Annotated in this window: 22 protein-coding genes; 10 read left to right on the top strand and 12 right to left on the bottom strand. The window is 73.0% G+C overall.

What is annotated here, in order from left to right:
- Positions 1–294: hypothetical protein (locus PKE79_RS08345; RefSeq protein WP_271173229.1), on the top strand; the 294-nt coding region annotated here is incomplete at its 5' end.
- Between the two features lie 115 nt (positions 295–409).
- Here PKE79_RS08345 and PKE79_RS08340 read toward each other — a convergent pair.
- The 5 genes from PKE79_RS08340 to PKE79_RS08320 all read right to left on the bottom strand — a co-directional run bounded on the left by PKE79_RS08340 (position 410) and on the right by PKE79_RS08320 (position 6,752).
- Positions 410–1,315, bottom strand: a complete 906-nt coding sequence (locus PKE79_RS08340) for a hypothetical protein (RefSeq protein WP_271173228.1) — start codon at positions 1,313–1,315, stop codon at positions 410–412.
- A 61-nt stretch (positions 1,316–1,376) separates the two neighbouring features.
- Complete coding sequence (gene hutI, locus PKE79_RS08335) at positions 1,377–2,558, bottom strand: imidazolonepropionase (RefSeq protein ID WP_271173227.1); 1,182 nt, start codon at positions 2,556–2,558, stop codon at positions 1,377–1,379.
- 1 nt (position 2,559) lies between these two features.
- Complete coding sequence (hutU, locus tag PKE79_RS08330; protein ID WP_271173226.1) at positions 2,560–4,230, bottom strand: urocanate hydratase; 1,671 nt, start codon at positions 4,228–4,230, stop codon at positions 2,560–2,562.
- A gap of 117 nt (positions 4,231–4,347) precedes the next feature.
- Positions 4,348–5,802: an amino acid permease gene (locus tag PKE79_RS08325; protein ID WP_271173225.1), complete on the bottom strand. Its 1,455-nt coding sequence runs from the start codon at positions 5,800–5,802 to the stop codon at positions 4,348–4,350.
- A 26-nt stretch (positions 5,803–5,828) separates the two neighbouring features.
- Positions 5,829–6,752, bottom strand: a complete 924-nt coding sequence (locus tag PKE79_RS08320; RefSeq protein WP_271173224.1) for an arginase family protein — start codon at positions 6,750–6,752, stop codon at positions 5,829–5,831.
- A gap of 146 nt (positions 6,753–6,898) precedes the next feature.
- Between PKE79_RS08320 and hutH the strand changes: the two genes are divergently transcribed.
- From hutH to PKE79_RS08305, 3 genes are read left to right on the top strand one after another with little or no spacing between them, the layout of a single operon-like run.
- Positions 6,899–8,464: a histidine ammonia-lyase gene (gene hutH, locus PKE79_RS08315; protein WP_271173223.1), complete on the top strand. Its 1,566-nt coding sequence runs from the start codon at positions 6,899–6,901 to the stop codon at positions 8,462–8,464.
- 11 nt (positions 8,465–8,475) lie between these two features.
- Positions 8,476–9,267 carry an IclR family transcriptional regulator gene (locus PKE79_RS08310; protein WP_271173222.1) on the top strand — a complete coding sequence of 264 codons (792 nt, stop codon included), beginning with the start codon at positions 8,476–8,478 and terminating at the stop codon, positions 9,265–9,267.
- Positions 9,268–9,276: 9 nt separating this feature from the next.
- The gene (locus PKE79_RS08305; protein ID WP_271173221.1) at positions 9,277–10,170 is read left to right on the top strand and encodes an NAD-dependent epimerase/dehydratase family protein; all 894 of its coding nucleotides are present in this window, start codon (positions 9,277–9,279) and stop codon (positions 10,168–10,170) included.
- Here the strand turns inward: PKE79_RS08305 and PKE79_RS08300 are convergent.
- Together PKE79_RS08300 and PKE79_RS08295 are read right to left on the bottom strand one after the other, a co-directional pair.
- The gene (locus PKE79_RS08300; protein WP_271173220.1) at positions 10,167–10,820 is read right to left on the bottom strand and encodes an IMPACT family protein; all 654 of its coding nucleotides are present in this window, start codon (positions 10,818–10,820) and stop codon (positions 10,167–10,169) included. The two genes, PKE79_RS08305 and PKE79_RS08300, sit on opposite strands and share 4 nt — an antisense overlap.
- The gene (locus PKE79_RS08295) at positions 10,817–11,488 is read right to left on the bottom strand and encodes a FadR/GntR family transcriptional regulator (protein ID WP_271173219.1); all 672 of its coding nucleotides are present in this window, start codon (positions 11,486–11,488) and stop codon (positions 10,817–10,819) included. The genes PKE79_RS08300 and PKE79_RS08295 overlap by 4 nt, the downstream gene beginning before the upstream one ends.
- A gap of 83 nt (positions 11,489–11,571) precedes the next feature.
- Between PKE79_RS08295 and PKE79_RS08290 the strand changes: the two genes are divergently transcribed.
- From PKE79_RS08290 to PKE79_RS08275, 4 genes are all read left to right on the top strand, one after another.
- Positions 11,572–12,741 carry an MFS transporter gene (locus PKE79_RS08290; protein WP_271173218.1) on the top strand — a complete coding sequence of 390 codons (1,170 nt, stop codon included), beginning with the start codon at positions 11,572–11,574 and terminating at the stop codon, positions 12,739–12,741.
- Between the two features lie 144 nt (positions 12,742–12,885).
- Complete coding sequence (locus tag PKE79_RS08285) at positions 12,886–14,313, top strand: DUF6421 family protein (protein ID WP_271173217.1); 1,428 nt, start codon at positions 12,886–12,888, stop codon at positions 14,311–14,313.
- Entirely contained in the window at positions 14,306–14,944 is a 639-nt protein-coding gene (locus tag PKE79_RS08280; RefSeq protein WP_271173216.1) for an SDR family NAD(P)-dependent oxidoreductase, read from the top strand. Before PKE79_RS08285 ends, PKE79_RS08280 begins: the two co-directional genes overlap by 8 nt.
- A gap of 22 nt (positions 14,945–14,966) precedes the next feature.
- The gene (locus PKE79_RS08275; protein ID WP_271173215.1) at positions 14,967–16,034 is read left to right on the top strand and encodes a threonine aldolase family protein; all 1,068 of its coding nucleotides are present in this window, start codon (positions 14,967–14,969) and stop codon (positions 16,032–16,034) included.
- Positions 16,035–16,050: 16 nt separating this feature from the next.
- Here PKE79_RS08275 and PKE79_RS08270 read toward each other — a convergent pair whose 3' ends face one another.
- Positions 16,051–16,905: an NmrA family NAD(P)-binding protein gene (locus PKE79_RS08270; RefSeq protein WP_271173214.1), complete on the bottom strand. Its 855-nt coding sequence runs from the start codon at positions 16,903–16,905 to the stop codon at positions 16,051–16,053.
- Positions 16,906–16,969: 64 nt separating this feature from the next.
- A complete protein-coding gene (locus PKE79_RS08265; RefSeq protein ID WP_271173213.1) occupies positions 16,970–17,521 on the bottom strand; it encodes a TetR/AcrR family transcriptional regulator in 552 nt (183 codons plus the stop codon).
- A gap of 76 nt (positions 17,522–17,597) precedes the next feature.
- Between PKE79_RS08265 and PKE79_RS08260 the strand changes: the two genes are divergently transcribed.
- Positions 17,598–20,102: a DEAD/DEAH box helicase gene (locus tag PKE79_RS08260; RefSeq protein WP_271173212.1), complete on the top strand. Its 2,505-nt coding sequence runs from the start codon at positions 17,598–17,600 to the stop codon at positions 20,100–20,102.
- Between the two features lie 13 nt (positions 20,103–20,115).
- Here the strand turns inward: PKE79_RS08260 and PKE79_RS08255 are convergent, their stop codons facing one another.
- From PKE79_RS08255 to PKE79_RS08245, 3 genes are all read right to left on the bottom strand, one after another.
- A complete protein-coding gene (locus PKE79_RS08255; RefSeq protein ID WP_271173211.1) occupies positions 20,116–21,081 on the bottom strand; it encodes an IS481 family transposase in 966 nt (321 codons plus the stop codon).
- A 116-nt stretch (positions 21,082–21,197) separates the two neighbouring features.
- The gene (locus PKE79_RS08250) at positions 21,198–22,655 is read right to left on the bottom strand and encodes a MinD/ParA family ATP-binding protein (protein WP_271173210.1); all 1,458 of its coding nucleotides are present in this window, start codon (positions 22,653–22,655) and stop codon (positions 21,198–21,200) included.
- Positions 22,656–22,767: 112 nt separating this feature from the next.
- Entirely contained in the window at positions 22,768–23,226 is a 459-nt protein-coding gene (locus tag PKE79_RS08245) for a MarR family transcriptional regulator (RefSeq protein ID WP_271173209.1), read from the bottom strand.
- Positions 23,227–23,282: 56 nt separating this feature from the next.
- Between PKE79_RS08245 and PKE79_RS08240 the strand changes: the two genes are divergently transcribed.
- Complete coding sequence (locus PKE79_RS08240; protein ID WP_271173208.1) at positions 23,283–24,545, top strand: multidrug effflux MFS transporter; 1,263 nt, start codon at positions 23,283–23,285, stop codon at positions 24,543–24,545.
- The last annotated feature ends 28 nt before the right edge of the window (positions 24,546–24,573 follow it).

The raw sequence follows: 24,573 nt of genomic DNA, 5'->3' as shown, positions 1-24,573 counted from the left end.
CGCCACGCACGCCAACGCGAACGCGAGCGCGAGCAGGAACAGCGCCAGCGCGAACGCGAGCGCGAGCGCGAACAGCACCAGCGGGAACGCGAACAGCGCCAGCGCGAGCAGGAGGAGCGGGAGCGGGAGCGGCTGCTGCACCTCGAGATCGAACAGGACATCCAGGAATGGTTCCGCCACTACTGGACAACCCCCGAATACCTCGCCCAAGCCCTCCTCGACGCCGACGACATCGCCCACCACGAAGACCTCGACAACGGCGCGGACGCCCGATTCACCCCCGAACCCGCCTGAGCGAGACACCATCGGATGCGCGGCGAGTCCGGGTCCAATCAGGTAGGAGAGCCCCGGGAGCGGGCGCCGTCCTCGCGATCACCTGCCGCGGACCCGGATGCGTGGCCGAGGCCGCTCATTCGCCGCCGCCTCCACCGCCTCCGCCTCCGCCGCCGTCCCCGCCGTCGCCGCCTCCGCTTCCGCCGTCCCCGCCGTCGCCGCCTCCGCTGCCGTCGCCGCCCTCCCCGCCGCCGTCGCCCCATCCGCCGTCGGTCGAGCTCCAGAGGCCCGCGTCTTCGGCCCACGTGAGCGCGATGCCGCCACCCACCACGGCCGTGACTCCGTCTACGACGTGCCGTTGCTTCGGTGCGGTGCGCAGGATCTTCAGCGCACTCAGCGGCACGACGCGTCCCAGAGGCCAGCAGACGTCACGCTGTCGGTCGACCGCGATGACCGCGCTCGACCGCGAGCGCGCGTTGACGAGATAGCCCTCGATGCGTGCGGGAACGGCAGGAGGCATCAGCGCGCGGTCGCCCAGCACCGCCACTCGCGTCTCTCCGGCGAGGGCGCGAGCGAGCGCGGTGTCGGGGGCGAGGTGCTCGATCGTGCCCGCGATGACGACGCCCGACGGGCGACCCCGCATGCCCATGCGACGCACGTCATCCTCGGCGACGACGAGGATCAGATCCGGGCGCCTGCGGTCGGCGTCGAACCCGTGCAGCACTCGCCACCGGCGGAGCCGGCTCACCGCGCGTCGCCCGGCGAGGATGAGCACAAGCAGAGGCCCCGCGAGCGTCAGCACGACGAGCAGGAGCCACAGCAGGAGGCCGATAGGCACAGCCATCCATTCCTGCTGCTCGGGGATCGAGCGCATGAGCTGATCGGTCCAGACGCCGGGCGCGAGGATGGCGCCGTCGGTCTCCTGGATCACGCCGCGGCTGAACCAGCCCATCCACGCGACCATCCCGAGGCAGAGCAGGATCGGGGGCAGGGCACGCCACAGAGACCGGCGTGCCGCTCGGTCGAGCAGGGATCGGTCCATCGCGTGTCCTCCTCACCGCCATCTTGGCCCATGACGAGGAGGGATCGGTCCGATGACCTCCTCACACCACCCGAACACCGGCCCGCCAGACGGCGGACGTGAGCGGCATGCCGGGGCGATAGGCGAGGTGGCTGACCGACGGCGCGTCGAGCAGCTGCAGGTCGGCGCGCGCGCCGGGCGCGACGACGCCGAGGCGCGGGCGGCCGGGGCGGTCGACGTGGCGGTCGAGCGCGATCGCTCCCCCGAGAGTCGCGGCGAGCACGGCCTCCTCGATCGTGAGCCCCATCTGCAGGACGGCCGTCGCGACGCAGAACGCCATCGACGATGTGTACGACGTGCCGGGGTTGCAGTTGCTCGCGATCGCGACGACCGCCCCGGCGTCGATGAGCCGACGGGCGGGCGCGAGCGGCATGCGCGTCGAGAGGTCGCAGGCCGGGAGCACGGTCGCGACGGTGCCGCGCCCGTCGCCCTGCCACGTCGCCGCGAGGGCCTCCACGTCATCGTCGGTCAGGAAGCCGAGGTGGTCGACGCTCAGCGCTCCGTGCTCCACGGCGATCCGCACGCCGTCGCCGTGCCCGAGCTGATTGCCGTGCACGTGAGCGGCGAGTCCTCGCGCCGTCGCGGCGGCGAGCACGCGAGCACTCTCCTCCGCCGAGAACGCGCCGCGCTCGCAGAACACGTCGACGGCCGTCACCCACGGCGCGACCGCATCGAGCATCGGCCCGGTCACGAGTTCGAGGTACTCGACCCGGTCCGCACCCTCCGGGACGACGTGCGCCCCGAGGAAGGTGACCTCGTCGACCGCCGCCGCGGCGATCCGCGCCGATCGAACCTCGTCGTCGACCGTGAGCCCGTAGCCGGTCTTCGTCTCGAGAGCGGTCGTGCCGCCCGCGCGCGCCTCGGCGACGAGCCGTGCGATGCCCGCGCGCAGCTCGTCGTCCGACGCGGCTCGCGTGGCCGACACCGTCGCGTTGATGCCGCCGGCCGCATACGGCTGGCCCGCCATGCGCGACTCGAACTCGGCGGACCGGTCGCCCGCGAACACGAGATGCGTGTGGGAGTCGACCCACCCCGGCAGCGCGGCTCGACCATCCGCATCGACGCGCTGGTCGGCGTCGGGTGCGTCTGCGGCCGGCCCGACCCACGCGAACCGGTCGCCGTCGATCACGACCGCGGCGTCGCGCAGGCGCGGGCCCTCGTTCGTCGTGAGCTCGCGGATGCCCGTGACGAGGATGCTGCCCATGTCAGTCCCGCACGACCGGCGTGAGCGGGATGCGCACGCCGCGCTCGGCGGCCACGTCGACCGCTCGTCGGTAGCCGGCGTCGACGTGGCGGATGACGCCCATCCCGGGGTCGTTGGTGAGCAGGCGCGCGAGCTTCTCCGCCGCGAGCGGCGTGCCATCCGCGACGCCGACCTGTCCCGCGTGGATCGAGCGCCCGATGCCGACGCCGCCCCCGTGATGCAGCGACACCCAGGTGGCGCCCGAGGAGGCGGCGGTGAGGGCGTTGAGGAGCGGCCAGTCGGCGATCGCGTCGGATCCGTCGAGCATCGACTCCGTCTCGCGGTAGGGCGACGCGACCGAGCCCGAGTCGAGGTGATCGCGGCCGATGACGATCGGCGCCGAGATCTCCCCCGAGGCGACGAGCTCGTTGAAGCGCAGCCCCGCCTTCGCCCGGTCGCCGTAGCCGAGCCAGCAGATGCGGGCGGGCAGGCCCTCGAACTCGACGCGCTCCTGCGCGGCGGTGATCCAGCGGCGCAGGTGCGCATCCTCGGGGAACAGCTCGAGGATGGCGCGGTCCGTGACCTCGATGTCGCGCGGGTCGCCCGACAGCGCGGCCCAGCGGAACGGGCCGAGACCCTCGCAGAAGAGCGGGCGGATGTAGGCCGGCACGAACCCGGGGAAGGCGAACGCGCGCTCGTACCCGGCCTGGCGGGCCTCGTCTCGGATGGAGTTGCCGTAGTCGAAGACCTCGGCACCCGCATCCTGGAACCCCACCATCGCCTCGACCTGGGCCGCCATCGATGCGCGGGCGCGCTCGGTGAAGCCCTCGGGGTCGGCAGCGGCGGCGTCGTGCCACTCCTCGACGGACATGCCGACGGGCAGGTACGACAGCGGGTCGTGCGCGGAGGTCTGGTCGGTGACGATGTCGATCGCGACGCCGCGGCGCAGGAGCTCGGGGAAGACCTCGGCCGCGTTGCCGACGACGCCGATCGAGAGCGCGCGGCGCTGCTCCTTCGCCTCGAGGGCGACCGCGACGGCGGTGTCGAGGTCGGCCTCGACGCGGTCGAGGTAGCGCTTGCCGACGCGACGGCGCAGACGCGTCTCGTCGACGTCGACGACGAGGCAGACGCCCTCGTTGAGGGTGACCGCGAGCGGCTGAGCGCCGCCCATCCCGCCGCAGCCTCCCGTGAGCGTGAGCGTTCCGGCGAGCGTCCCGCCGAAGCGCTTGCGGGCGACCGCGGCGAACGTCTCGAACGTGCCCTGCAGGATGCCCTGCGTGCCGATGTAGATCCAGGAGCCGGCCGTCATCTGCCCGTACATCGTGAGCCCCTCGGCCTCGAGACGGCGGAACTCGGGCCACGTCGCCCAGTCGCCGACGAGGTGCGAGTTCGCGATGAGCACGCGCGGCGCCCACGGGTTCGTGCGGAAGATGCCGACCGGCTTGCCGGACTGCACGAGAAGCGTCTCGTCATCCTCGAGATCGGTGAGCGCCGCCGTGATCGCGTCGAACGCCTCCCAGTTGCGCGCGGCGCGCCCGGTTCCGCCGTAGACGACGAGGTCGTCGGGCCGCTCGGCGACCTCGGGGTCGAGGTTGTTGTGCAGCATGCGCAGCGGGGCTTCGGTCTGCCAGCTCTTCGCCGTCAGGGTGGTGCCGCGCTGTGCGCGGACGGGGCGTGCGCCGGGGAGCGTCATCGTCGGGGCCTCTCTCTCGAGCCGGGGTCTGCCTCGATCCAATCCCGCGACGGCCCGCGCGACAACGGGGAACGCGACGGCCCCGTCTGGAATCCCAGACGGGGCCGTCGCGTCGCGTCACGGCGCTCGAGGAGGCAGCGGGATGGGCGCTGTCGCGTCCTCGAGGTCGGGCGCCGATCGCCCCTGCTCGCGGACGAACAGCGTGTACGCCAGCCAGAGGACGGCCAGCCACACCGCGCCCACCATGAGCGCGGGCCGCGTGTCGGGCACGATGCCGAGCACGACGACGACGAACAGCACGAAGGCGATCGCCGCGTAGGAGGCCGCCGGCCAGAGCGGGACGGGGAACTCCGACGGAAGCCGGCCCTCCCGCGCGATCGCGTGCTTCATGCGCACGTGCGACAGCAGGATCATGAGCCACACCCACACCGTGGCGAACGTCGCGACCGATGCGATGAGGAGGAACGCCTGCTCGGGGATCACCGCGTTGAGGACGACGCCGACGAGCAGCGTCGCCATGAGGATGAGGACAGGGAAGATCGGGACACCCTGGCGGGAGGTCTTCCGGAAGATCGCGGGCGCCTGCCCCTGCTGCGCGAGGCCGAACATCATGCGACCCGCGCCGAAGATGTCGGAGTTGATGGCCGAGACGGCGGCCGTGATGACGACGGCGTTGAGGAGGTGCGGCGCGAACGGGATCCCGAGGGTCGTGAAGATCGAGACGAAGGGGCTCGCCTCGCCCGTGATCGACGTCCACGGCACGAGCATCATGATGACCCCGAGCGTGAGCACGTAGAAGAGGAGGATGCGCAGCGGCACGGTGTTGATCGCCTGCGGCAGCACGCGCTTGGGATCCTGGGCCTCTCCGGCCGTGACGCCGATGATCTCGATGCCGCCGAACGCGAACATGACGACCGCGAGGCTCGCGATGAGCCCGCCGAAGCCCTCGGGGGCGAAGCCGCCGTGGCTCCACAGGTTCGCGATGCCGGAGGCGTTCTCCTCCTGGTTGCCGAGCCCGAACGTGATGATGGCGATGCCGCCCACGATCATCGCGATGATCGCCGAGACCTTGACGAGCGAGAACCAGAACTCGAGCTCTCCGAACACCTTCACGCTCAGCAGGTTGAGCGCGCCGATGAAGAGGATGATCGAGAGCACCCAGATCCAGCGCGGCACGTCGGGGAACCAGAAGCCCATGTAGATGCCGAACGCCGTCACGTCGGCGAGGCACACGATCACCATCTCGAACGCGTACGTCCATCCCGTCACGAAGCCCGCGAGCGGGCCGAGGTAGCGGGCGGCGTACTGGCCGAAGGAGCCCGCGACGGGATGGCGGACCGCCATCTCGCCGAGCGCGCGCATCACCATGAAGACGGCGGCGCCGCCGACGATGTACGCGAGGAGCACGGCGGGTCCCGCGGACTGGATGGCCGCGGACGACCCGTAGAAGAGGCCGGTCCCGATCGCGGAGCCGAGCGCCATGAAGCGCACGTGCCGGGCGGAGAGCCCGCGGCGGAGGGTGTGCGCGGAAGCGGTCGCGGCGGGCGCGTGCGTGGCAGAGGTGTCAGACATCGTCGTCTCCATTCTCCTCGGTCGGGCTAGCGTCCGGCGACGCCCGCGAGCGCCTCCAGGACGAGCGTCGCGACGAGGCGCACGGTGCGCCCGTCGGGGGTGTCCGCGGTCGCATCGACCTCGGTGAGGTCGAGCGATCGCACGCGGGGGTCGCGCGTGACGCGTCGGACGGCCCTGCGCAGCTCGGCGGCCGAGAGGCCGCCGGGCACGGAGGCCGGGCAGGCGGGAGCGACCGCGCGGTCGCAGATGTCGACGTCGACGTCGACGTGGACCGCGCCGCCGCCCGCGCCCGCGATCGCGAGCGCCTCGTCGACGACGTCGGCGATCGGGCGATCGTGCAGGGCATCGCGCGGGATGACGGTGATCCCGAGCTCCTGCGCCCTCCGCGCGTACGCGAGCGAGTTCGCGAAGTCGGCGATGCCGATCTGCACGACGCGCCGCCCGTCGAGCCCTGCCTCGATGAGGCGCCGGACGGGGGAGCCGTTGCTGATCCCGTCGCGCAGGTCGTGATGCGCGTCGAAGGTGATGAGGCCGGCCGACGCGATGCCGTCGCCCCACGCGCCGAGCGCCGCGGGGACCGTCGCCGCGTTGTCGCCGCCCAGCGCGATGACGAGCCGTGCGCGCTCCGCGAGCGCGCGGACGGCCGCGACGGCGGCGTCCTCATCGTGGCCGTGGTCGGGCTCGGCGATGTCGCCCGCGTCGACGATGCGCAGCGCCTCGTCGAGGTCGACGGCGCCCCTGCCCTCCACGTGCGCGAGGGCCGAGTAGCGGCGCAGCGCGTCGCGCACCGCCGATGGCGTGGCGTCCGCGTGCGTCGGCGAGAGCGAGGTGCGCCGCGTCGGGAGCCCGATGAGGGCGGCGTCCGCCTCCGCGCCGTCGGGGCGCGGCCATCCGCCCGTGCGCGGCCAGAGGGGATCGTGCGAGAGGGCAGGGGAGGGCTGATCGCTCATGGCGTCACGGTACCCACGGGCGGTGCGGGGCGAACCGCCGCCCCGCACATCGTCGTCTGGGATCCCAGAGCGCATCGTCTGGGATCCCAGACGGCAGGAGGCCCGCGGTGCTGTCCGCCGGGGTGGACGTGACGTTCCATGGAGGGATGACCACCTCGCACGCCCTCCGCTCCATCTCGCTCGGCTCCGCGGGCCTCCGCCCGGACGACGTCGTCGCCGTGGCCCGAGACGGCGCGCCCGTCCATCTCTCGGAGCAGGCGCTCCGCGACATGGCGGAGAGCCGCGCGCTCATCGACGACCTCGCACACGACGCGCTCCCGCACTACGGCGTCTCGACGGGCTTCGGCGCCCTCGCCACCGTGCAGATCCCGCGCGAGAAGCGCCGGCAGCTGCAGCGCAGCCTCGTGCGATCGCACGCCGCCGGAACCGGCGAGGAGGTCGAGCGCGAGGTGGTCCGCGCGCTCATGCTCCTGCGTCTCGACACCCTCGCGACGGGCCGCACGGGCGCTCGCCCGATCGTCGCGGAGACCTACGCGCAGGTGCTCAACGCAGGGCTCACGCCCGTCGTGCACGAGTACGGCTCGCTCGGCTGCTCGGGCGACCTGTCGCCGCTCGCGCACTGCGCCCTCGCCATCATGGGCGAGGGCACCGTGCGCGATGCGGCCGGCGAGCTGCGCGGCGCGGGCGATGCCCTCGAGGAGGCGGGCATCGCCCCCGTCGTGCTGGAGGAGAAGGAGGGCCTCGCCCTCATCAACGGCACCGACGGGATGCTCGGCACGCTCCTGCTCGCGCTGCACGACCTCGAGGCGCTCCTGCGCGTGGCCGACGTCGCGGCCGCCGCGAGCGTCGAGGCGCTCCGCGGGACCGACTCCGTGTTCGCCGCGGATCTGCAGGAGCTGCGCCCGCACCCCGGGCAGGCCGCCGCGGCCGCGAACATGGCGCGGGTGCTGGGCGACTCGGGCCTCGTCTCCCGGCGGGTGAGCGGCGAGTTCACGCGCGTGCAGGACGCGTACTCCCTGCGCTGCGCTCCGCAGGTGCACGGCGCCGCGCGCGACACGGCGGCGCATGCGGCATCGGTCGCCCGCATCGAGCTCGGCAGCGCGATCGACAACCCGGTGGTGACCCGCGACGGGCGCGTCGAGTCGAACGGCAACTTCCACGGGGCGCCCGTCGGGTACGTGCTCGACTTCCTCGCGATCGCCGCGGCCGACGTCGCGTCGATGTCGGAGCGCCGGACCGACCGCTTCCTCGACGTCGCGCGCAACCACGGCCTCCCGCCGTTCCTCGCCGCGGACCCGGGGCTCGACTCGGGCCTCATGATCGCGCAGTACACGGCCGCGGGCATCGTCTCCGAGATGAAGCGGCTCGCGGTCCCCGCCTCGGTCGACTCCATCCCGTCCTCGGCGATGCAGGAGGACCACGTCGCGATGGGATGGGCGGCCGCGCGCAAGCTGCGCCGCTCGATCGACGGCCTCGCGCGCGTGCTCGCGATCGAGCTGCTCACCGCGACGCGCGCCCTCGACTTCCGCCTCGCCGCCGGCGAGGGCGAGCCGGGCGCGGCCACCCGCGCGCTGCACGCTCTCTTCCGCACCGACATCGCCGCGCCCGACACCGACGCCTTCACGTCGCCCGACATCCAGGCGGCGGTCGCGCACGTGCAGTCGGGTCGCGTGCTCGCGGCGGTCGAGACGGCGATCGGGGCGCTCGCGTAGCCTCGACCTCGATGTCAGAGTCGTCCCGCGTTCCCGCGTTCGAGAACGGGCTGCGCATCCTCGACCTGCTCGCGCGCGCGAGCGGGCCGCTCCAGGCCGCGACGATCGCGCAGCGCCTGGAGCTGCCCCGCTCGACGGTCTACCACCTCCTGAACGTCGCCGAGCGGGCGGGATACGTCATGCGGCTGCCCGACGAGAGCCGATACGGGCTCGGCATCGCGGCCGTCGACCTCGGCAGCTCCTATGCGCGCACCGACCCGCTCGCGCGCCTCGGCCGCGTGCACGTCGCGCGCCTGGTCGACCGGATCGGGCTCAGCGCGCACCTCGCCGTCCTGCACGGGCGCGAGGTGCTCTACATCGTCGAGATCCGCGCGAAGCACGCACCCGACCTCGTCACGGCCGTCGACGTCCGCCTGCCGGCCCAGCTGACCGCGAGCGGACGGGCCATCCTCGCCGCGCTGCCCAAGGCGCAGCTGCGCGCGCTGTATCCCGATGCGCGGGCCTTCGTGCAGCGGCATGCCGAGAAGCCCGCCGTGACGACCTACGCCGAGCTGCGGCGGGTCCTCGAGGAGGGGCGCCTGCGCGGATGGGCCGAGGAGACCGGCGACGTCACCCCGGGGCTGTCATCGGTCGCGGTCCCCGTGCTCGATCACCGCGGATGGCCCGTGGCCGCGATCGCGATCACGTATCCGGACGCGTCGGTCGCGCCCGAGCGCCTCCCGGCGCTCGTCGACGACGCCCGCTCGGTGGCGGAGGAGATCTCGCGCCGCATCCACGGCGCGCCGCGCGACCCGGCCTCCTAGGCTGGACCCGTGGGCACAGCAGCGCAGCGGGTCGTCATCACGGGGAGCAGCGGGAAGCTGGGGCGCGCGGTCGTCGCGCACTTCGCCGAGCACGGGTACGCGGTGACCGCGGTCGACCGCGTGCGGCCCGCCTCGCTGCCGGAGGGGGCGCGGTTCCTGCAGGCCGACCTCAGCGACTACGGGCAGGCGGTCCAGGTGCTCACGCACGTCGACGAGCACTACGGCGCGCTTCCCGTCGGGTCGGGCCGCGGCGTCGACGCGCTCGTGCACCTCGCCGCGATCCCGGCGCCCGGCCTGCTGCCCGACGCCGCGACCTTCGCGAACAACACGGCGATCACCTACAACCTCTTCTCCGCGGCACGGCTCGCCGGCATCCGCCGCGTGGTGTTCGCATCGAGCGAGACCCTCCTCGGGCTGTCGTTCGCCGACACCCCTCCGCCGTACCTCCCCGTCGATGAGGAGTACGCCGTCCGGCCGCAGACGTCCTACTCCCTCGGGAAGGCGGTCGACGAGGAGCTCGCCCGCCACTTCGCCCGCTGGTGCCCCGATGCGGGCTTCCTCGGCCTGCGGTTCTCGAACGTGATGGATCCCGAGGACTACGCGCGCTTCCCGGGGTTCGACGCCGACCCGTCCGAGCGCTCGTGGAACGCGTGGGGCTACATCGACGCGCGCGACGGCGCGCTCGCCTGCCGCCTCGCGGTCGAGAGCGGCATCGTCGGCGCGGAGAACTTCGTCATCGCGGCGGCCGACACGGTGATGTCGCGGGGCTCGGCCGAGCTCGCCGCCGAGGTGTTCCCCGAGGTGCCGGTGCGCGGCGAGGTCGCGGGCACGCAGACCCTGCTGTCGATCGAGAAGGCGCGCCGCCTGCTGGGCTTCGAGCCGCAGCACTCCTGGCGCGGCTAGCCTCGGCCGGGCACGTCGACGACGCGCTCTCCGCCGATGACCGGCGCGAGGGCGCCGGCCGTGGCGGCTGCGAGGTCGTCGCGGAGGCGGCCGAGCTCGGCGGCCGGCGTCCAGAGCTCGAAGGTCGCGTGCGTCGCATAGGAGGTCTCGCCGAGCGTCGCGCCGTGGTGCGCGGCCCACTCGCGCAGCAGGTTGTCGATGCGGCCCGCGTCGCCGTGCGGCACCGCGACCGTCACCTGCGTGAGCGCCTCGCGGCGCACGGGCGCGGCGAGGTCGAGCGCCTCCGACACGGCAGAGGAGTACGCGCGGACGAGCCCGCCCGCCCCGAGCTTGATCCCGCCGAAGTAGCGGGTGACGACCGCGACGACGTCGGTGAGGTCGCGGCGTCGCAGCACCTCGAGCATGGGGATCCCCGCCGTGCCCGACGGCTCGCCGTCGTCGGATGAGCGCGCCTGGTCGCCGAGGAGGCCCGTCACCATCGCGACGCAGTGGTGGCGGGCATCCCATGCGCGCCGGCGCGCGGCGGCGATGACCTCCTCCGCCTCCTGCGGCGAGGAGACCGGCGCGACCTGGGCGATGAAGCGCGACTTCCGCTCGACGAGCTCGTGCTCGACGGGCGCCGCGATGGTCGACGGATAGCGGCGGCTCACGGGGCGGCCGTCGCCCGGACGGTGTCGATGAGCGACGCCGCGAGGGCGCCCGCCGCGTCGCGGTCTCCGCGCGCGATGGCGTCGGCGAGAGCGCGATGGGCGTCGCCCACCTCGCGCGGCTCGGGGAGGGCGCTCGTCTCGGCGATCGAGTGGGTCACGAGCCCCGCCATCGCCTCGTGGAGGCGCGCGAGCAGGGGGTTGCCGCTCGCCTCGATCACCGCCCGGTGGAAGGCCGCGTCGGCCGCGACGCAGGCGTCGAGGTCGCCCGCCTCGTGCGCGCGCATCCGCTCGACGAGGGCGCGCTCGATCGCCGGGCCCGCGGTCTCGGGGATGGCCGCGGCGGCGCGCGCGGCGGCGGCCTCGAGCCCGGCCCGCGCCTCGAAGACGTGGTCGATCGACACCGTGTCTCTCGCGAGCAGCACGGGGAGCTCGTCGGACGCGCGCACGTAGGTGCCGTCACCCACGCGCGGCTCGAGGAGTCCCGCGACGCTCAGCGCGCGCAGCGCCTCGCGCACCGTGCCGCGGCTCACGTCCAGATCCTCCGCCAGCTGGATCTCGCCCGGGATCCGCGACCCCACCGGCCACGCGCCCGACACGATGAGCGCGCGGAACTGCTCGGTGACCTGCACGACGAGCGGGGCCTGCCGGATCGGCGCGTTGAGCGGCATCGCGATACCTCCTCCCGTCGAGCGTACCGGCGTCGCCGGCGTCCGGCTGGCGCGCGACGGCCAGATGTCCTACATTTGCACAGATGAACGAGGGCATGCGCAGAACCGGCTGGATGGCCGCTCTCGTCTTCCTCGTCGCGCTCTGCCTGCGCCCCGCGATCACGGCCGTCGGCCCGGTCCTCGGCGGCATCGGCGCGGAGACCGGGCTCGGGGAGGGTGCGCTCGGCCTGCTCTCGGCCCTGCCCCTCCTCGCCTTCGCCGCGGTGTCGCCGCTCGTGCACCGGATGGCGACGCGCTTCGGCGACGACAGGGCCGTGCTCGTCGCGCTCATCGTCCTCGTGGGCGCGACGCTCGTGCGCTCCTACGCGGGCGACGCCGGGCTGTGGGTCGGCACGTTCGCCGTGGGCGCCGCGGTCGCGGTCGGCAACGTGCTCACCCCGGTTCTCGTCAAGCGCGACTACCCGACGCGCATCTCCCTCGCGACCGGGTTCTACACGGCGTTCCTCACGTTCGCGGCGGGCGCAGGCTCGGCGCTCTCCGTGCCGCTCGCGCACCTCGTGGACTGGCGGTTCTCGCTCGTCGTGTGGGGCGGACTCGCGCTCGTCGTCGCGCTCGCGTGGCTGCCGCGGGTGGCTGGCCCCTCGTCGCATGCGCGCTCGCTCGATCCCGTTCCCGTGCCGCACCATCCGAGCATCTGGCGCTGGGGCACGGCCTGGCTCGCGACGGCGTACATGGGGCTGCAGTCCACGACCTTCTACGTCGTCGTCACGTGGCTGCCGACGATCGAGGGCACGTGGGGCGTGCCCGCCGCGACGGCCGGCCTGCACCTCTCCGTCGTGCTCCTCCTCGGCATCGCAGGCGGCCTGCTCATCCCGCGCCTGCTGCGCGATGGCGTCGACCAGGGCCCGGGGATGGTCGTGGCGACGGCTCCGCTCGCGATCGGAACGCTCGGCCTGCTCGTGTGGCCCGGCGCCCTGTACCTGTGGCTCGCGCTCCTCGGTCTCGCGCAGGGCGCATCGCTCGTGGCGGCGCTGACGATGCTCAGCCTGCGTGCGCGCAGCCACGGCGAGGCGGCGAAGCTGTCGGGCATGGCGCAGTCGCTCGGCTACCTGCTCGCGGCCGCCGGCCCGTTCGCCGCGGGCTTCCTCGCCGAGCGCACGGGCAGCTGGGCGCCGACCCTCGCGCTGCTCGTCGGGCTCACCGCGATCCAGACCGCGATCGGCTTCGTGCTGGGCCGCGGCGGCCGCCGCTGAGCAGAACGATGATCGGCCCCGGCGCGTCGCGCGGGTGATCGCGCAGGATGCGCAGCCCATTCGCGCCCGCCGCCGCATAGCCTGGAGGGACCGACATCCACCGCCGCGACGACGCGGCCAGAGCCTCGAAGATCGGAGGTTCCCATGTCCATGAGCCAGGTGCACAGCACGAAGGCGATCATCGGTGAGCCCGAGGTCGTCGAGGACGGCCGAGCCCCCGGCGTCGAGACCTCGGATGCGTGGCGGCGTCTCAAGGACGCCGCGATCGCGCTCCAGGCGATGCAGGCATCCGACGGCTCGATTCCCGACGCATCGGCGCATGACGCCGCGCGCGCCGAGGTCGAGCGCGTGCAGGACGCGGTGCGCGAGCTCGCGCCGCGCTTCCCGCACGACGCCGCGTACCTCGAGGCGGTCGTCGCCGACCTCGGCCGCTGGGTCGCCGACGGGTTCGGCGTTCCCGACTTCCACGACGCCCTCGTCGCGTTCCACCCCGAGCAGCACCGGGTCGACGGGCTGCGTCACCTCGTCGTGTTCCCGATGTACACGCAGAACGGCTCGCCCGACCGGCATCTCGAGGCGCTCGTCGTCGAGGTCATCTGGCCCGACTTCATCGCGCGCCTCGAGGCGACCGACTACGGCAACCGGCTCTTCGTGAGCCTGCGTCTGGTCGACTTCACGCCCGGGTACGACACGAACTCCGCCGTGCTCTTCCCCGAGACCGTCGCCGTGCGCGAGATCCCCGCCTTCACGTGGGGAGCGATCTTCCAGGACCGCGAGGCCGCGCGCTACCGCCGCGTCGTCCGCGCGGCATCCGAGATCACGAAGCTCGAGCTGCCGGCCGAGGCCGCGCGGATGCTCGACGACCAGCAGCTGACCGAGCAGACCTTCGTCATGTGGGACATCATCCACGATCGCACCCACATGCGCGGTGACCTGCCGTTCGACCCGTTCATGATCAAGCAGCGGATGCCGTACTTCCTCTACTCGCTCGAGGAGCTGCGCTGCGACCTCACGGCCTTCCGCGAGTGCGTCGCCATCCAGCGGCGTCTCACGGGCGCCGAGGAGCTCTCCGCGGTCGAGGCCGAGACGCTCGAGCACGCGCGGCTCGTGCAGTACGCGGTGATCTTCGACCGGATCTTCCGGTTCGCGATCACGGGCAGCCGCGTGCGCAACTACGACGGGCTCGGCGGCCAGCTGCTGTTCGCGTGGCTGCACCAGCGCGGGGCGCTCCACTGGACGGACACCGCGCTCACGTTCGACTGGGACGCGGTCCCCGACGCGGTCGTCGCCCTGGGCGACGCGATCGACGACCTGTACTGGCGCTCGATCGACCGGCCTAAGACCGTGCACTGGCTCGCGGCATACGACCTCATCCGGTCGGTGCTGACGCCCCACCCCGCCTCGAAGTGGGCCCGCGGCCTTCCGGACGAGGTGCTCGCGGGCCCGCCGCGCGGCTTCACCGACGCCGTGCTGGACGACGAGTTCCCGCTGTCGATGTTCTACGAGGCGCTCGAGAAGAAGATGCGCGACGTGATCGCGCAGACCTCGGGCATCCGCGGGACGGATGACTGACGACGCCCTGGTCGGCCGCGCCGTGCTCCTCGCCGGGGGCACGAGCGCGGCCGGCCGCGCGGCGGCCCGGCGGCTCGCGGATGGCGGCGCGCGCGTCATCGTGGTGGGGCGCGACCCCCGGAAGCTCGCTGCGCTCGCGGGGGAGGGCTTCGAGACGATCGAGGTCGACCTCGCGGACGAGGGCGAGGTGCGCACGCTCGCCTCGTCGGCGGGCGCGATCGACGGGCTGCTGCACCTCGTCGGCGGATGGCGCGGAGGCGGAGGGATCCCCGGCCAATCGGAAGAGGACCACCGGTTCCTCGAGTCGTCGTTCACGTCGCTGCGTCTCGTGACGCGCGCGCTGTGGCCGTCCTTCGTCGCGTCGTCGCGCGCCCGCGTCGCGATCGTCTCGTCCACGGCCGTCGCGCGCCCCCGCGCGGGCGGCGCGAGCTACGCGGCGGTCAAGGCCGCGAGCGAGGCGTGGACGCGCGCGCTCGCCGACGGCTTCGCGAAGGAGGCCCCCTCCGCGGCCGCGACGATCTTCCGCGTCACGGCTCTCGCCGGACGCGAGGAGCGCCTCGCCGACGCGTACGCCGACCTGTGGGCGGCCGACGCGGCCGCCGTCAACGACCGGGTCGTCGAGCTCGCCTGACGACCCTGAATAGGCTGGATCAGTGACCCCGATTCATGACGCGAACCTGCGCGGATTCGCCTCCGACAACTACGCCGGCATCCACCCCGAGGTGCTCGCGGCGATCGCCGACGCGAACGCCGGACACCAGATCGCCTACGGAGAGGACGTCTACACCGCCCGCCTGCACGAGGTGCTCGCCGAGCACTTCGGCGGGCCCGTGGCCGCGTTCCCCGTGTTCAACGGCACGGGCGCGAACGTCACGGCGCTGCAGTCGATGCTGCCCCGCTGGGGCGCCGTGATCGCGGCCTCGACCGCGCACATCAACGTCGACGAGCAGGGGGCGCCCGAGCGCATCGGCGGCATGAAGCTCCTCACGGTGCCCACCGAGGACGGCAAGCTCACCCCCGACCTCATCGACCGCGAGGCGTGGGGCTGGGGCGACGAGCACCGCGCGCAGCCGCTCGTCGTCTCGATCACGCAGGCGACCGAGCTCGGCACCGTCTACACCCCCGACGAGATCCGCGCGATCGCCGACCACGCGCACGGCCTCGGCATGCGCGTGCACCTGGACGGCGCGCGCCTCGCGAACGCCGCGGCCGCGCTCGACCTCCCGCTGCGCGCCTTCACGCGCGACGCGGGCGTGGACGTGCTCTCGCTGGGCGGCACGAAGAACGGCGCGATGCTCGCCGAGGCGATCGTCGTGCTCGACCCCGCGGCGTCGGATGGCCTCACCTTCCTCCGCAAGATGAACATGCAGCTCGCATCGAAGATGCGCTTCGTGTCGGCGCAGCTCGTGGCGCTCTTCGACGGCGACCTGTATCTGCGCAACGCCCGCCATGCCAACGCCATGGCGCGGCGGCTGCGCGCGGGCGTCGAGGCGGGCCTCGCGGACGGCTCGATCCGCGGCGTGCGGTTCACGCGCGAGACGCAGGCGAACGGCGTGTTCGCCATCCTCCCGGAGGGGGTCGCCGATCGCCTGCGCGAGAGCGTCCGCTTCTACGACTGGGACGAGTCGGTCGGCGAGGTGCGCTGGATGTGCAGCTTCGACACCACCGAGGACGACGTCGACGCGTTCGTCGCCGCGATCGCGCGCGAGACGTCGCGCTGACCGCCGCGGGGCGGCGTCACCGCAGCAGCGGCGCCGCCTCCGCCGCGAAGGCCGCGAACGGGCGCGCGGGGCGACCCGTGACGCGTTCGACGTCGGGTGAGACACGCTCGGCCTCGCCCGCGGCGTAGTGCGCGTAGTCCTCGAGGAGGCCCTCCACCTGCCACGCGGGGAGGAGCCCCTCGAGCGACCGGGCGAACGCCGGCGCGGGGACGTCGACGAAGCGGATGTCGCGCTCGGCCGCACGCGCGAGCGCGCTCGCCATCTCGGCGTGCGTGAGCGCGGCGGGCCCGGTGAGGTCGAGCACGCCCAGGCCCGTCTCGGACACGAGGGCGTGCGCGGCGACCGCTCCGATGTCGTCGACGTGCACGGCGCTCACGCGGGCGTCGCCGATCGGCGCGGGCACGATCCCCTGCGCGCGGATGAGGTCGCGGTACACGAGCAGGCCCTGCATGAAGAGGTTCGGCCGCAGGGCGGTCGAGGCCATCCTCGACGCGCGCAGCGCGGCCTCGACCACGGCGTGATAGCGCAGGAAGCGCACGGGGGAGTCCTCCGCCGCCGCGAACTGCGACAGCAGGACGATGTGCGCGACGCCCGCCTCACGTGCGGCGTCGAGGAACGCGAGCTGCTGGTCCTGGGCGCGCTCGGTCGAGGGCGTCACGAGATAGGCCGCGCCGACCCCCTCGAGCGCCCGCGCGACCGCCTCGCGGTCGTCGAAGTCGCCGCGGACGACGGTGCCGTCGCCGGGGAGAGGGGCACCGTCTCGGCGGGTGAAGCCGCGGTAGGCGATGCCGCGAGCGGCGAGGGCGCGGGCCGTGGCCGACCCGGTCGCGCCGGTGACGCCCGTGACGAGGACAGAGGGGGAGGTGTTCATGGGTTCTCCTTTGTAGAGTGATCAATCACTCACTGATCGGTGGCGGTTGGAAGGAAGGGAGCGGTCAGGGGTGTCGGATGCCCGCCGTCAGCGCGTGAGCCCAGTCGGCGTCGACATCGTCGAGGCCCGCGGTCACGACGAGGTGGCACAGCTGGCCGTAGGCGACGAACCGCTGCACCTGCGGGGGAGTGCCGCCCGAGCGCTCGGCGGCGAGCTCGGCGACGCGGCCGAGCCCGTGGCGGAGCGCGGCGCCGACCTCGGCGATCTCGGCCACGGACTGCGCGTGCACCTGGAGCAGAAGGAGGTCGCGGTCGGCGATGAGCGCGGCGTAGGCGCCGCCCATGGCGTCGAGCACCGCGTCGGCGTCCTCTCCCTGTGCCGTGTCGGCGCCTCGTTCGAGGGCATCCACGACGAGGTCGAAGCACCGATCGACGGCCGCGGCGAAGAGCTGCTCCTTGCGCGGGAAGAGCTTGAACGCGTACGCGGCGGAGATCCCGGCCTCGGCCGCGACCGAGGCGACGCTCGTGCCCGCGTAGCCGCCGCGCGCGAACCGGCGCACGGCGGCGTCGACGAGGTCGGGGCGTCGGGCGTCGGCGGTGAGAAGGGTGCGCGGCATGTGAGTGACTGTACACTCACTCTTCGCGGTCGGCAAGCGCAGCTGCGCTGCAGGGCGATGAGGCAGACTCGAGGGGATGGCCTCCTCCCTGCTCGACCGCATCCGAACGACCGACGGCGATGCGGACGCGCTCTACGACGCGTTCACCGCGTGGACGACCGAGCGCGGGCTCGCCCTCTACCCCGCGCAGGACGAGGCGCTGATCGAGCTCGTCTCGGGCAGCAACGTCGTCCTCGCGACGCCCACGGGCACGGGCAAGTCGCTCGTCGCGATCGCCGCGCACGCCATCGCGCTCGCGCGCGGCGGCCGCACCTACTACACGGCCCCCATCAAGGCGCTCGTGAGTGAGAAGTTCTTCGCGCTCGTCGACATCTTCGGGGCCGAGAGCGTCGGGATGGTCACGGGCGACTCGTCGGTCAACCCCGACGCCGCGATCGTCTGCTGCACCGCCGAGATCCTCGCGAACCTGGCCCTGCGCCAGGGGGCCGATGCCCCCGTCGACCAGGTCGTCATGGACGAGTTCCACTACTACGGCGACGCGGATCGCGGATGGGCCTGGCAGGTTCCGCTGCTGCTCCTGCCGCGCGCGCAGTTCCTCCTCATGTCGGCCACGCTCGGCGACACGACGGCCATCCAGGAGGACCTCACCCGGCGCACCGGACGGCAGACGACGCTCGTCGCGGGAGCGGAGAGGCCCGTGCCCCTGCATCACTCCTACTCCGACCATCCGGCGCACGAGACCGTCGAGCGGCTCCTCGAGGAGCGCGAGACGCCCGTGTACATCGTGCACTTCTCGCAGGCGGCGGCCATGGAGCGCGCCCAGGCGCTCGCGAGCGTCAAGGTCACCACCCGCGAGCAGCGCGACGAGATCGCCGAGGCGATCGGCGGATTCCGCTTCACGACCGCGTTCGGCAGGACGCTCTCGCGCCTCGTGCGATCGGGGATCGGCGTGCACCACGCGGGGATGCTTCCGCGCTACCGCCGCCTCGTCGAGACGCTCGCGCAGCGCGGGCTCCTCCGTGTCATCTGCGGGACCGACACCCTCGGGGTCGGCATCAACGTGCCCATCCGCACGGTCATGATCACGGCGCTGTCGAAGTACGACGGCACGCGCATGCGGCGGCTGTCGGCGCGCGAGTTCCATCAGATCGCGGGCCGCGCCGGCCGCGCGGGGTACGACCCGTACGGCAACGTCGTCGTGCTCGCCCCCGACCACGAGATCGAGAACGCGCAGGCCCTCCGCAAGGCCGGAGACGACCCCGTCAAGCGCAAGCGCGTGCAGCGCAAGAAGGCCCCGACCGGGTTCGTGTCGTGGAGCGAGCAGACCTTCGACAAGCTCGTGGAGGCGGAGCCGGAGGCGCTCCAGCCGCAGCTGCAGATCACGAGCGCGATGCTCATCAACGTGATCGGCCGCGGTGGAGACGTCTTCGCGAATGTGCGCGCACTCGTGTTCGACAACCACGAGCCGCGGAACCGGAAGTACGCGCTCGCACGTCGGGCGCTCGCGATCTTCCGCACGCTGCGCGAGGCCGGGATCGTCGAGGTCGACGCCGACGGGCGCATCCACCTCGTCGTCGAGCTGCAGCCGAACTTCGCGCTCAACCAGCCGCTGTCGCCGTTCGCGCTCGCGGCGATCGAGCTGCTCGACCCCGAGGGCGGCGCCGACGGCGTGGGCACCGGCTCGTACGCTCTCGATGTCGTGAGCGTCATCGAGGCGACCCTCGACGACCCGCGGGCGATCCTGTCCCAGCAGGAGTTCAAGGCGCGCGGCGAGGCCGTCGCCGCCATGAAGCGCGAGGGTCTCGAGTACGAGGAGCGCATGAGCGCCCTCGAGGAGATCACCTACGCCAAGCCCCTCGCCGACCTCCTCCAGCAGTCGTTCGAGGTGTTCGCGACGAGCCAGCCGTGGGTGCGCGACTTCGAGCTGCGCCCCAAGTCGGTCGTGCGCGACATGTTCGAGCAGGCGATGTCGTTCGCTGAGTTCGTGAACTGGTACCAGCTCGGGCGGAGCGAGGGCCTCGTGCTCCGCTACCTCAGCGACGCGTACCGCGCCATCCGCCAGACCGTGCCCGCCGAGGCGCGGACCGAGGAGCTGCGCGACATCATCGAGTGGCTCGGCGAGCTCGTCCGCCAGGTCGACTCGAGCCTCGTCGACGAGTGGGAGGCGCTCGCCTCGGGCGCGGACGGCGACGACGCGACCTCCGTCGTGCCGCCGGCGCCGCCATCCGTCACGGTGAACCGGCGCGCGTTCACCGTGCTCGTGCGGAACGAGATGTTCCGGCGCGTGCAGCTCGCGGCGCTCGAGAAGGACGACGAGCTCGAGGCGCTCGATCCGGACGTCGGATGGCCGCACGCCCTCGACCGCTACTACGCCGACCACGAGTCGATCGGAACGGGCGGCGCCTCCCGGTGGCCCGCGCTGTGTCGGATCGAGGAAGCGGGGGCGATCTGGCGGGTCGAGCAGACGATCGACGACCCCGAGGGCGACCACGACTGGCGCATCCGCGCCGAGGTCGACCTCGAGGCGTCGGCCGAGGCCGGCACCGCGATCGTCCGCGTGACCGAGGTCGTGCGGCTCTAGCTGTACCGGGTCATCACGTTGGTGCCAGTCGGGTGGTCGGCGGGTGGCCTCCGAGGGCTGAGTGGCGCCGTCCAGTGTTGTAGTGCTCGAGCCAGGGTGCAAGCGCTGCGGTGCGGTCTGTGTTGGTGAGGAAGACGTGCCGGTAGGCCCATTCGGTCTGCAGGGTGCGGTTGAAGCGTTCGACCTTGCCGTTTTGCCAGGGGCAGTGCGGCTTGATGAACTTCTGCCGGATCCCGTGCGCGGCGCAGACCTCGCGCAGCGAGAACCTGTAGGCCCAGGCGTTGTCGGTGATGAGCCGCTCGATGTGGGGGATGCCGTGGGCGGCAAAGTAGGCGATCGCGCGTTCCAGGAACGCCGCGCAGGTGGCTCCCTTCTCGTCGGGCAGGACCTCCGAGTACGCGAGCCGGGAGTGATCGTCGACGAGGGAGTGGACATAGTCGTACCCGACCTTCGTGTTCCGGTCTCGCAGGATGGATCCGCTGGCGCGGCCGTGTGCTTTCCAGCCGCCGCCGTCGGGGATCTTGCCGAGCTTCTTCACGTCCATGTGGACCAGCTCGCCGGCCCGGTCCCGCTCGTAACGGACCGCGGTGGTCTTCGACGCGCGGATCACCTCCCCCGTGATCGGATCCAGTGCCCGCAGCGGCGGGATGCCGTGACGGGCGAGGATGCGCGAGACCGTCCGAGCCGACATGCCCAGTCGCGCGGCGATCTCCTCACGCCCGATGCGCTCCCTCTGGCGCAGCTCGAGCACTGCCTCCTCGCGCCCGGGACTCGTACGCGTCGGGCTGGTGTGCGGACGCGAGGAACGGTCGACCAGCCCAGCCTCGCCCTCGGCGCGGTAACGCTCGATCCAGCGCTTCACGCAACGACGTGAGACTTCCATCGCCGCGGCGATGTGCGCCTGCTTCCAGCCGGCTCGGGCACGTTCAATGATCAACCGCCTGCCATGAACGGTCAGACGGGCGTTAGCGTGGGCCATGGGACCTCCGTGTGCTTCGTGAAGACGTCAGATATCTCCACTAAGCCCGGAGGTCCTCCCCATTCACAATCCCAACGAGGGGACCAACCTCATGGCCGGGTACAACTAGACGGGGCCTATGCGGACGTCGCGTCGAAGCCGCGCGCGATCGCCGCACCGGCCGAGAGCCACGCGCGCTGCGTCGCGGGCTTCAGGGCGCCGTAGTGCAGCAGGCCGCCGATCATCGCCGGGTCGTAGGGGATGCTCACGACGTCGCGCGCGAGGGCCCGGTATCCGTCGACCACCTTGCGGTGCTCGCTCGACGGCGCGTTCGGGTCGGCCTGGCTCACGACCGCGACGGCGTTCCGCGCGAGGCGCGCCGAGCGCTCGTCGCGCATCGCGAGCGCCTCGAGCAGCAGGGCGCCGGCCTCGGCGTGCTCCGCGCGCGACGTCGTCGCGACGACCAGCTGGTCGGTGTGGTCGATCATCTGCAGCCACACGGGGTCCGACTCGTCGTTGCCCGAGTCCATGACGATGAGGCGGTAGTACTTCGCCGCGACGGCGTGGATGCGGTCGACGTCTGCCGCGTCGATGCGCTGCTGCTCGGCGAGGGCCATCGGCTGCGAGCGGAGCACATCGAAGCGGTCGCGGGTCTGGTGGTGCACGAAGCGGGCGAGATCGGCCGACTGCGCGCTCGACGAGAGCAGGTGATCGGTCTCGGGCAGCAGCTCGTGCAGCGTCGACTCGTGCGGCCCCTGCTCGGTGCGCCATCCGAGCGTGCCGCGCGTCTGGTTGTTGTCCCACGCGAGCACGCCGGCGCCGCCGAAGCGCGCGAAGACGGCCGCCGTGAGGATCGTCGTGGGCGTCTTGCCCGAGCCGCCCTTGCCGTTGACGACGGCGATCGTGCGGGGCCCCGCCCAGTGCTGCGAGACCGCGGCCTGGTCCTCGCGCTCGGCGCGCTCCGCCGACCCCGGCGGAACCCGCATGCCCGCGCGCACGAGCGCGCCCCGCCATCCGCGGGTCGCGGGCTCCTCGATGCGCTCAGGGGCCAGGAACGACGGGCGCTGCGCGCCGCCGTCGGCCGGCGCGCTCGCGGGCTGCGCCTGAGTGCTCGGGGGCTGCGGCGCGGCGCTCGCGGGCTGCGGGGCGGACCCCGTGCGCATGGGCCCGGGCTGACCCGCCGCGCGCGCGGGAGCCCGAGCCGGTGCAGGAGTCGGGGCGGGCGCGGATGCCTGCTGCGGCGAGGGCTCGAACGTCACGGGGATGCGCGTCACGATCTGCGTGTCGGCGGCGAGGAGGTCGTCATCGGCGGTCTCGCCGCCCGCGGGGGCAGGTTCGGCGGCGCCCTCGTCGGAATCGACGCGGCCGTCGGGGTGCACGAGGAGCGGCCAGTCGCCGTCGGGCTCGTGCACCGTCACGTGCACGGGGCCGGAGAGCATCGCGGCGATCTCGGCGGCCCGGCGCACGATCTCGCGGCGCGCATCCTCGACGAGCGTCGTCGTGATCTGCTGCGGCGTCTCGTCGACGGTGAGCTCGGCGGATCCGTCGGGGCGGATCACAGCAGAGAGCCCGGCCTGGCTCGAGTCGTCAAGCATCTGGTCGTCTCCTCTGGGGAAAAGGCCGATGTCATCGGCGAACGTCGCTCTCAGCCTACAGACGTCGACATCACTGCCCGCGGTGAGAGAGGGCAGAACTGCCCACGCCGCGTCACGAGCGGTCGTCGGCCTCGCGGCGATCGCGCGCGACCTCGTCGGCGAGCGCGCTCATCGTGTCGGTGAGCATGGCCACGTCGAGGTCGGCCGCCGGGGAGAGAGCGCGTGCCCAGACCCGCCGCAGCCGCTCGAGGTTCGCCTCCGCGAGCGGCGTGATCGCGACGACGACGCCGCGGCCGTCGCCGGCAGGCCGCGAGCGGCTGACGAGGCCGAGGCGCTCGAGCTGGCGCAGGGCCTCGCTCACATTGGGGCGCTTGAGCGCGAGCCGGTCGGCGATCCCGCTGGGTGAGACGCCCGGATGGTGATGGACGAACCGCAGCACCATCCGCGCGGTCGCGGTGAGCGGGATGATCTCAGGATCCTCGCCGACGCGGAGGTCGAGCTCGCGCGCGAGGGTGAGGACGGCGTCCGCCAGGTCGGCGAGGGCGGCGCGGGTCGGGACGTCGTCGGGCATGCGTTCAGGCTATCGGGCGGTATAGTTATGTATGCATAACTATCTGGAGGAATCACATGACCACGGGAACCATCGCCGCGCCCGGCGCCGTCGTCCGCGCGAGCGGGATCACGGGAGGGCTGCTCGCCGTGCTCGCACTGCTCTCCGCGGTGGCGCCGTTCGCCACCGACCTCTATCTGCCCGCGTTCCCGCAGCTCGCGGCCGAGCTCGGCGCCGACGCGACCGGCGCCCAGCTCACCCTCACGGGCTTCCTCGTCGGCGTGGCGGCAGGGCAGCTCCTCTTCGGCCCGCTCTCCGACCGGTTCGGGCGGCGCGGACCGCTCCTCGCGGGCGCGATCGCGCTCGTGGTCGCGAGCGCCGCGGCGGTCGTCGCCCCGACCCTCGAGATCCTCATCGCCGCGCGTGTGGTGCAGGGGCTCGCGGGGGCGGCCGGCATGGTGCTCGGCCGCGCGGTCATCTCCGACCTCGCGACCGGACCCGCAGCGGCACGCGCCTTCAGCCTCATGATGATCGTCGGCGGCGTCGCCCCCGTGATCGCTCCGCTCGTGGGCGGATTCATCTCGGCGCCCCTGGGCTGGCGCGGGGTGCTCGCCGTCGTGCTCGCGATCGCGGTCGCGATGCTCCTGGCCGTGCTCGTGGTGGTGCGCGAGACCCATCCGGCGTCAGCGCGCGCCCGCCGAACTCCCGGCGCGGCCACGGGCGCGCGGGCTCTGCGCACGCGGGGCTATCTCGGCCACGCGCTCGCGTTCGCGCTCGCCTTCGCGGTCATGATGGCCTACATCTCGGCGTCGCCGTTCCTCTACCAGACGATGATGGGCTTCGACGAGGTGCAGTACGGACTGCTCTTCGGCGTCAACGCACTCGCTCTCATGGCGACGAGCGCGCTCTCGGCGCGGCTCGCGGACCGGGTCGCGCCACGCCGGCTCCTGGGGTGGGGCCTGACCGGCTCGCTCGCGGGTGCGGTGCTCTTCCTCGCGATCGCGGTCGCCGGCGCGCCGGCGCCCCTCCTCGCGGTGGCCGTGTTCGTCGCGGTCGCGCCGCTCGGGCTGGTCCTCGGAAACGCCACGGCCCTCGCGCAGGCGGCGGCTCCCGGTGCGGCCGGCCTCGCATCGGCCGTGCTCGGCGCGCTGCAGTTCGGCCTCGCCGCGCTCGTCTCGCCCCTCGTCGGCCTCGGCGGGGAGACGACGGCGGTCCCCTGCGGCATCGTCATGGCGGTGTCGGCCGCCATCGCGCTCATCGCCTTCCAGCTTGCGCATTCGGAAAGAACTGCGGTTCTTGCGTCATCGACTGGCCGCAAAGACCCGGATCACTGCGCATAGCCTGGAGTCGCCACGAGCAGCGCGGGCA

The organism is Microbacterium barkeri, from assembly GCF_027921765.1.
In the GTDB taxonomy this organism is placed as follows: Bacteria; Actinomycetota; Actinomycetes; order Actinomycetales; family Microbacteriaceae; genus Microbacterium; species Microbacterium barkeri.
Note: the sequence above shows the minus strand (reverse complement) of the source record. Positions and strands in the feature narration are given on the sequence as shown.

Excerpts from the sequence above, each read along its gene's own strand:
- PKE79_RS08340 (WP_271173228.1), bottom strand. The coding sequence starts at position 1,315 with ATGGACCGATCCCTGCTCGACCGAGCGGCACGCCGGTCTCTGTGGCGT.
- hutI (WP_271173227.1), bottom strand. The coding sequence starts at position 2,558 with ATGGGCAGCATCCTCGTCACGGGCATCCGCGAGCTCACGACGAACGAG.
- hutU (WP_271173226.1), bottom strand. The coding sequence starts at position 4,230 with ATGACGCTCCCCGGCGCACGCCCCGTCCGCGCACAGCGCGGCACCACC.
- PKE79_RS08325 (WP_271173225.1), bottom strand. The coding sequence starts at position 5,802 with ATGTCTGACACCTCTGCCACGCACGCGCCCGCCGCGACCGCTTCCGCG.
- PKE79_RS08320 (WP_271173224.1), bottom strand. The coding sequence starts at position 6,752 with ATGAGCGATCAGCCCTCCCCTGCCCTCTCGCACGATCCCCTCTGGCCG.
- hutH (WP_271173223.1), top strand. The coding sequence starts at position 6,899 with ATGACCACCTCGCACGCCCTCCGCTCCATCTCGCTCGGCTCCGCGGGC.
- PKE79_RS08310 (WP_271173222.1), top strand. The coding sequence starts at position 8,476 with ATGTCAGAGTCGTCCCGCGTTCCCGCGTTCGAGAACGGGCTGCGCATC.
- PKE79_RS08295 (WP_271173219.1), bottom strand. The coding sequence starts at position 11,488 with ATGCCGCTCAACGCGCCGATCCGGCAGGCCCCGCTCGTCGTGCAGGTC.
- PKE79_RS08290 (WP_271173218.1), top strand. The coding sequence starts at position 11,572 with ATGAACGAGGGCATGCGCAGAACCGGCTGGATGGCCGCTCTCGTCTTC.
- PKE79_RS08285 (WP_271173217.1), top strand. The coding sequence starts at position 12,886 with ATGTCCATGAGCCAGGTGCACAGCACGAAGGCGATCATCGGTGAGCCC.
- PKE79_RS08280 (WP_271173216.1), top strand. The coding sequence starts at position 14,306 with ATGACTGACGACGCCCTGGTCGGCCGCGCCGTGCTCCTCGCCGGGGGC.
- PKE79_RS08270 (WP_271173214.1), bottom strand. The coding sequence starts at position 16,905 with ATGAACACCTCCCCCTCTGTCCTCGTCACGGGCGTCACCGGCGCGACC.
- PKE79_RS08265 (WP_271173213.1), bottom strand. The coding sequence starts at position 17,521 with ATGCCGCGCACCCTTCTCACCGCCGACGCCCGACGCCCCGACCTCGTC.
- PKE79_RS08260 (WP_271173212.1), top strand. The coding sequence starts at position 17,598 with ATGGCCTCCTCCCTGCTCGACCGCATCCGAACGACCGACGGCGATGCG.
- PKE79_RS08255 (WP_271173211.1), bottom strand. The coding sequence starts at position 21,081 with ATGGCCCACGCTAACGCCCGTCTGACCGTTCATGGCAGGCGGTTGATC.
- PKE79_RS08250 (WP_271173210.1), bottom strand. The coding sequence starts at position 22,655 with ATGCTTGACGACTCGAGCCAGGCCGGGCTCTCTGCTGTGATCCGCCCC.
- PKE79_RS08245 (WP_271173209.1), bottom strand. The coding sequence starts at position 23,226 with ATGCCCGACGACGTCCCGACCCGCGCCGCCCTCGCCGACCTGGCGGAC.
- PKE79_RS08240 (WP_271173208.1), top strand. The coding sequence starts at position 23,283 with ATGACCACGGGAACCATCGCCGCGCCCGGCGCCGTCGTCCGCGCGAGC.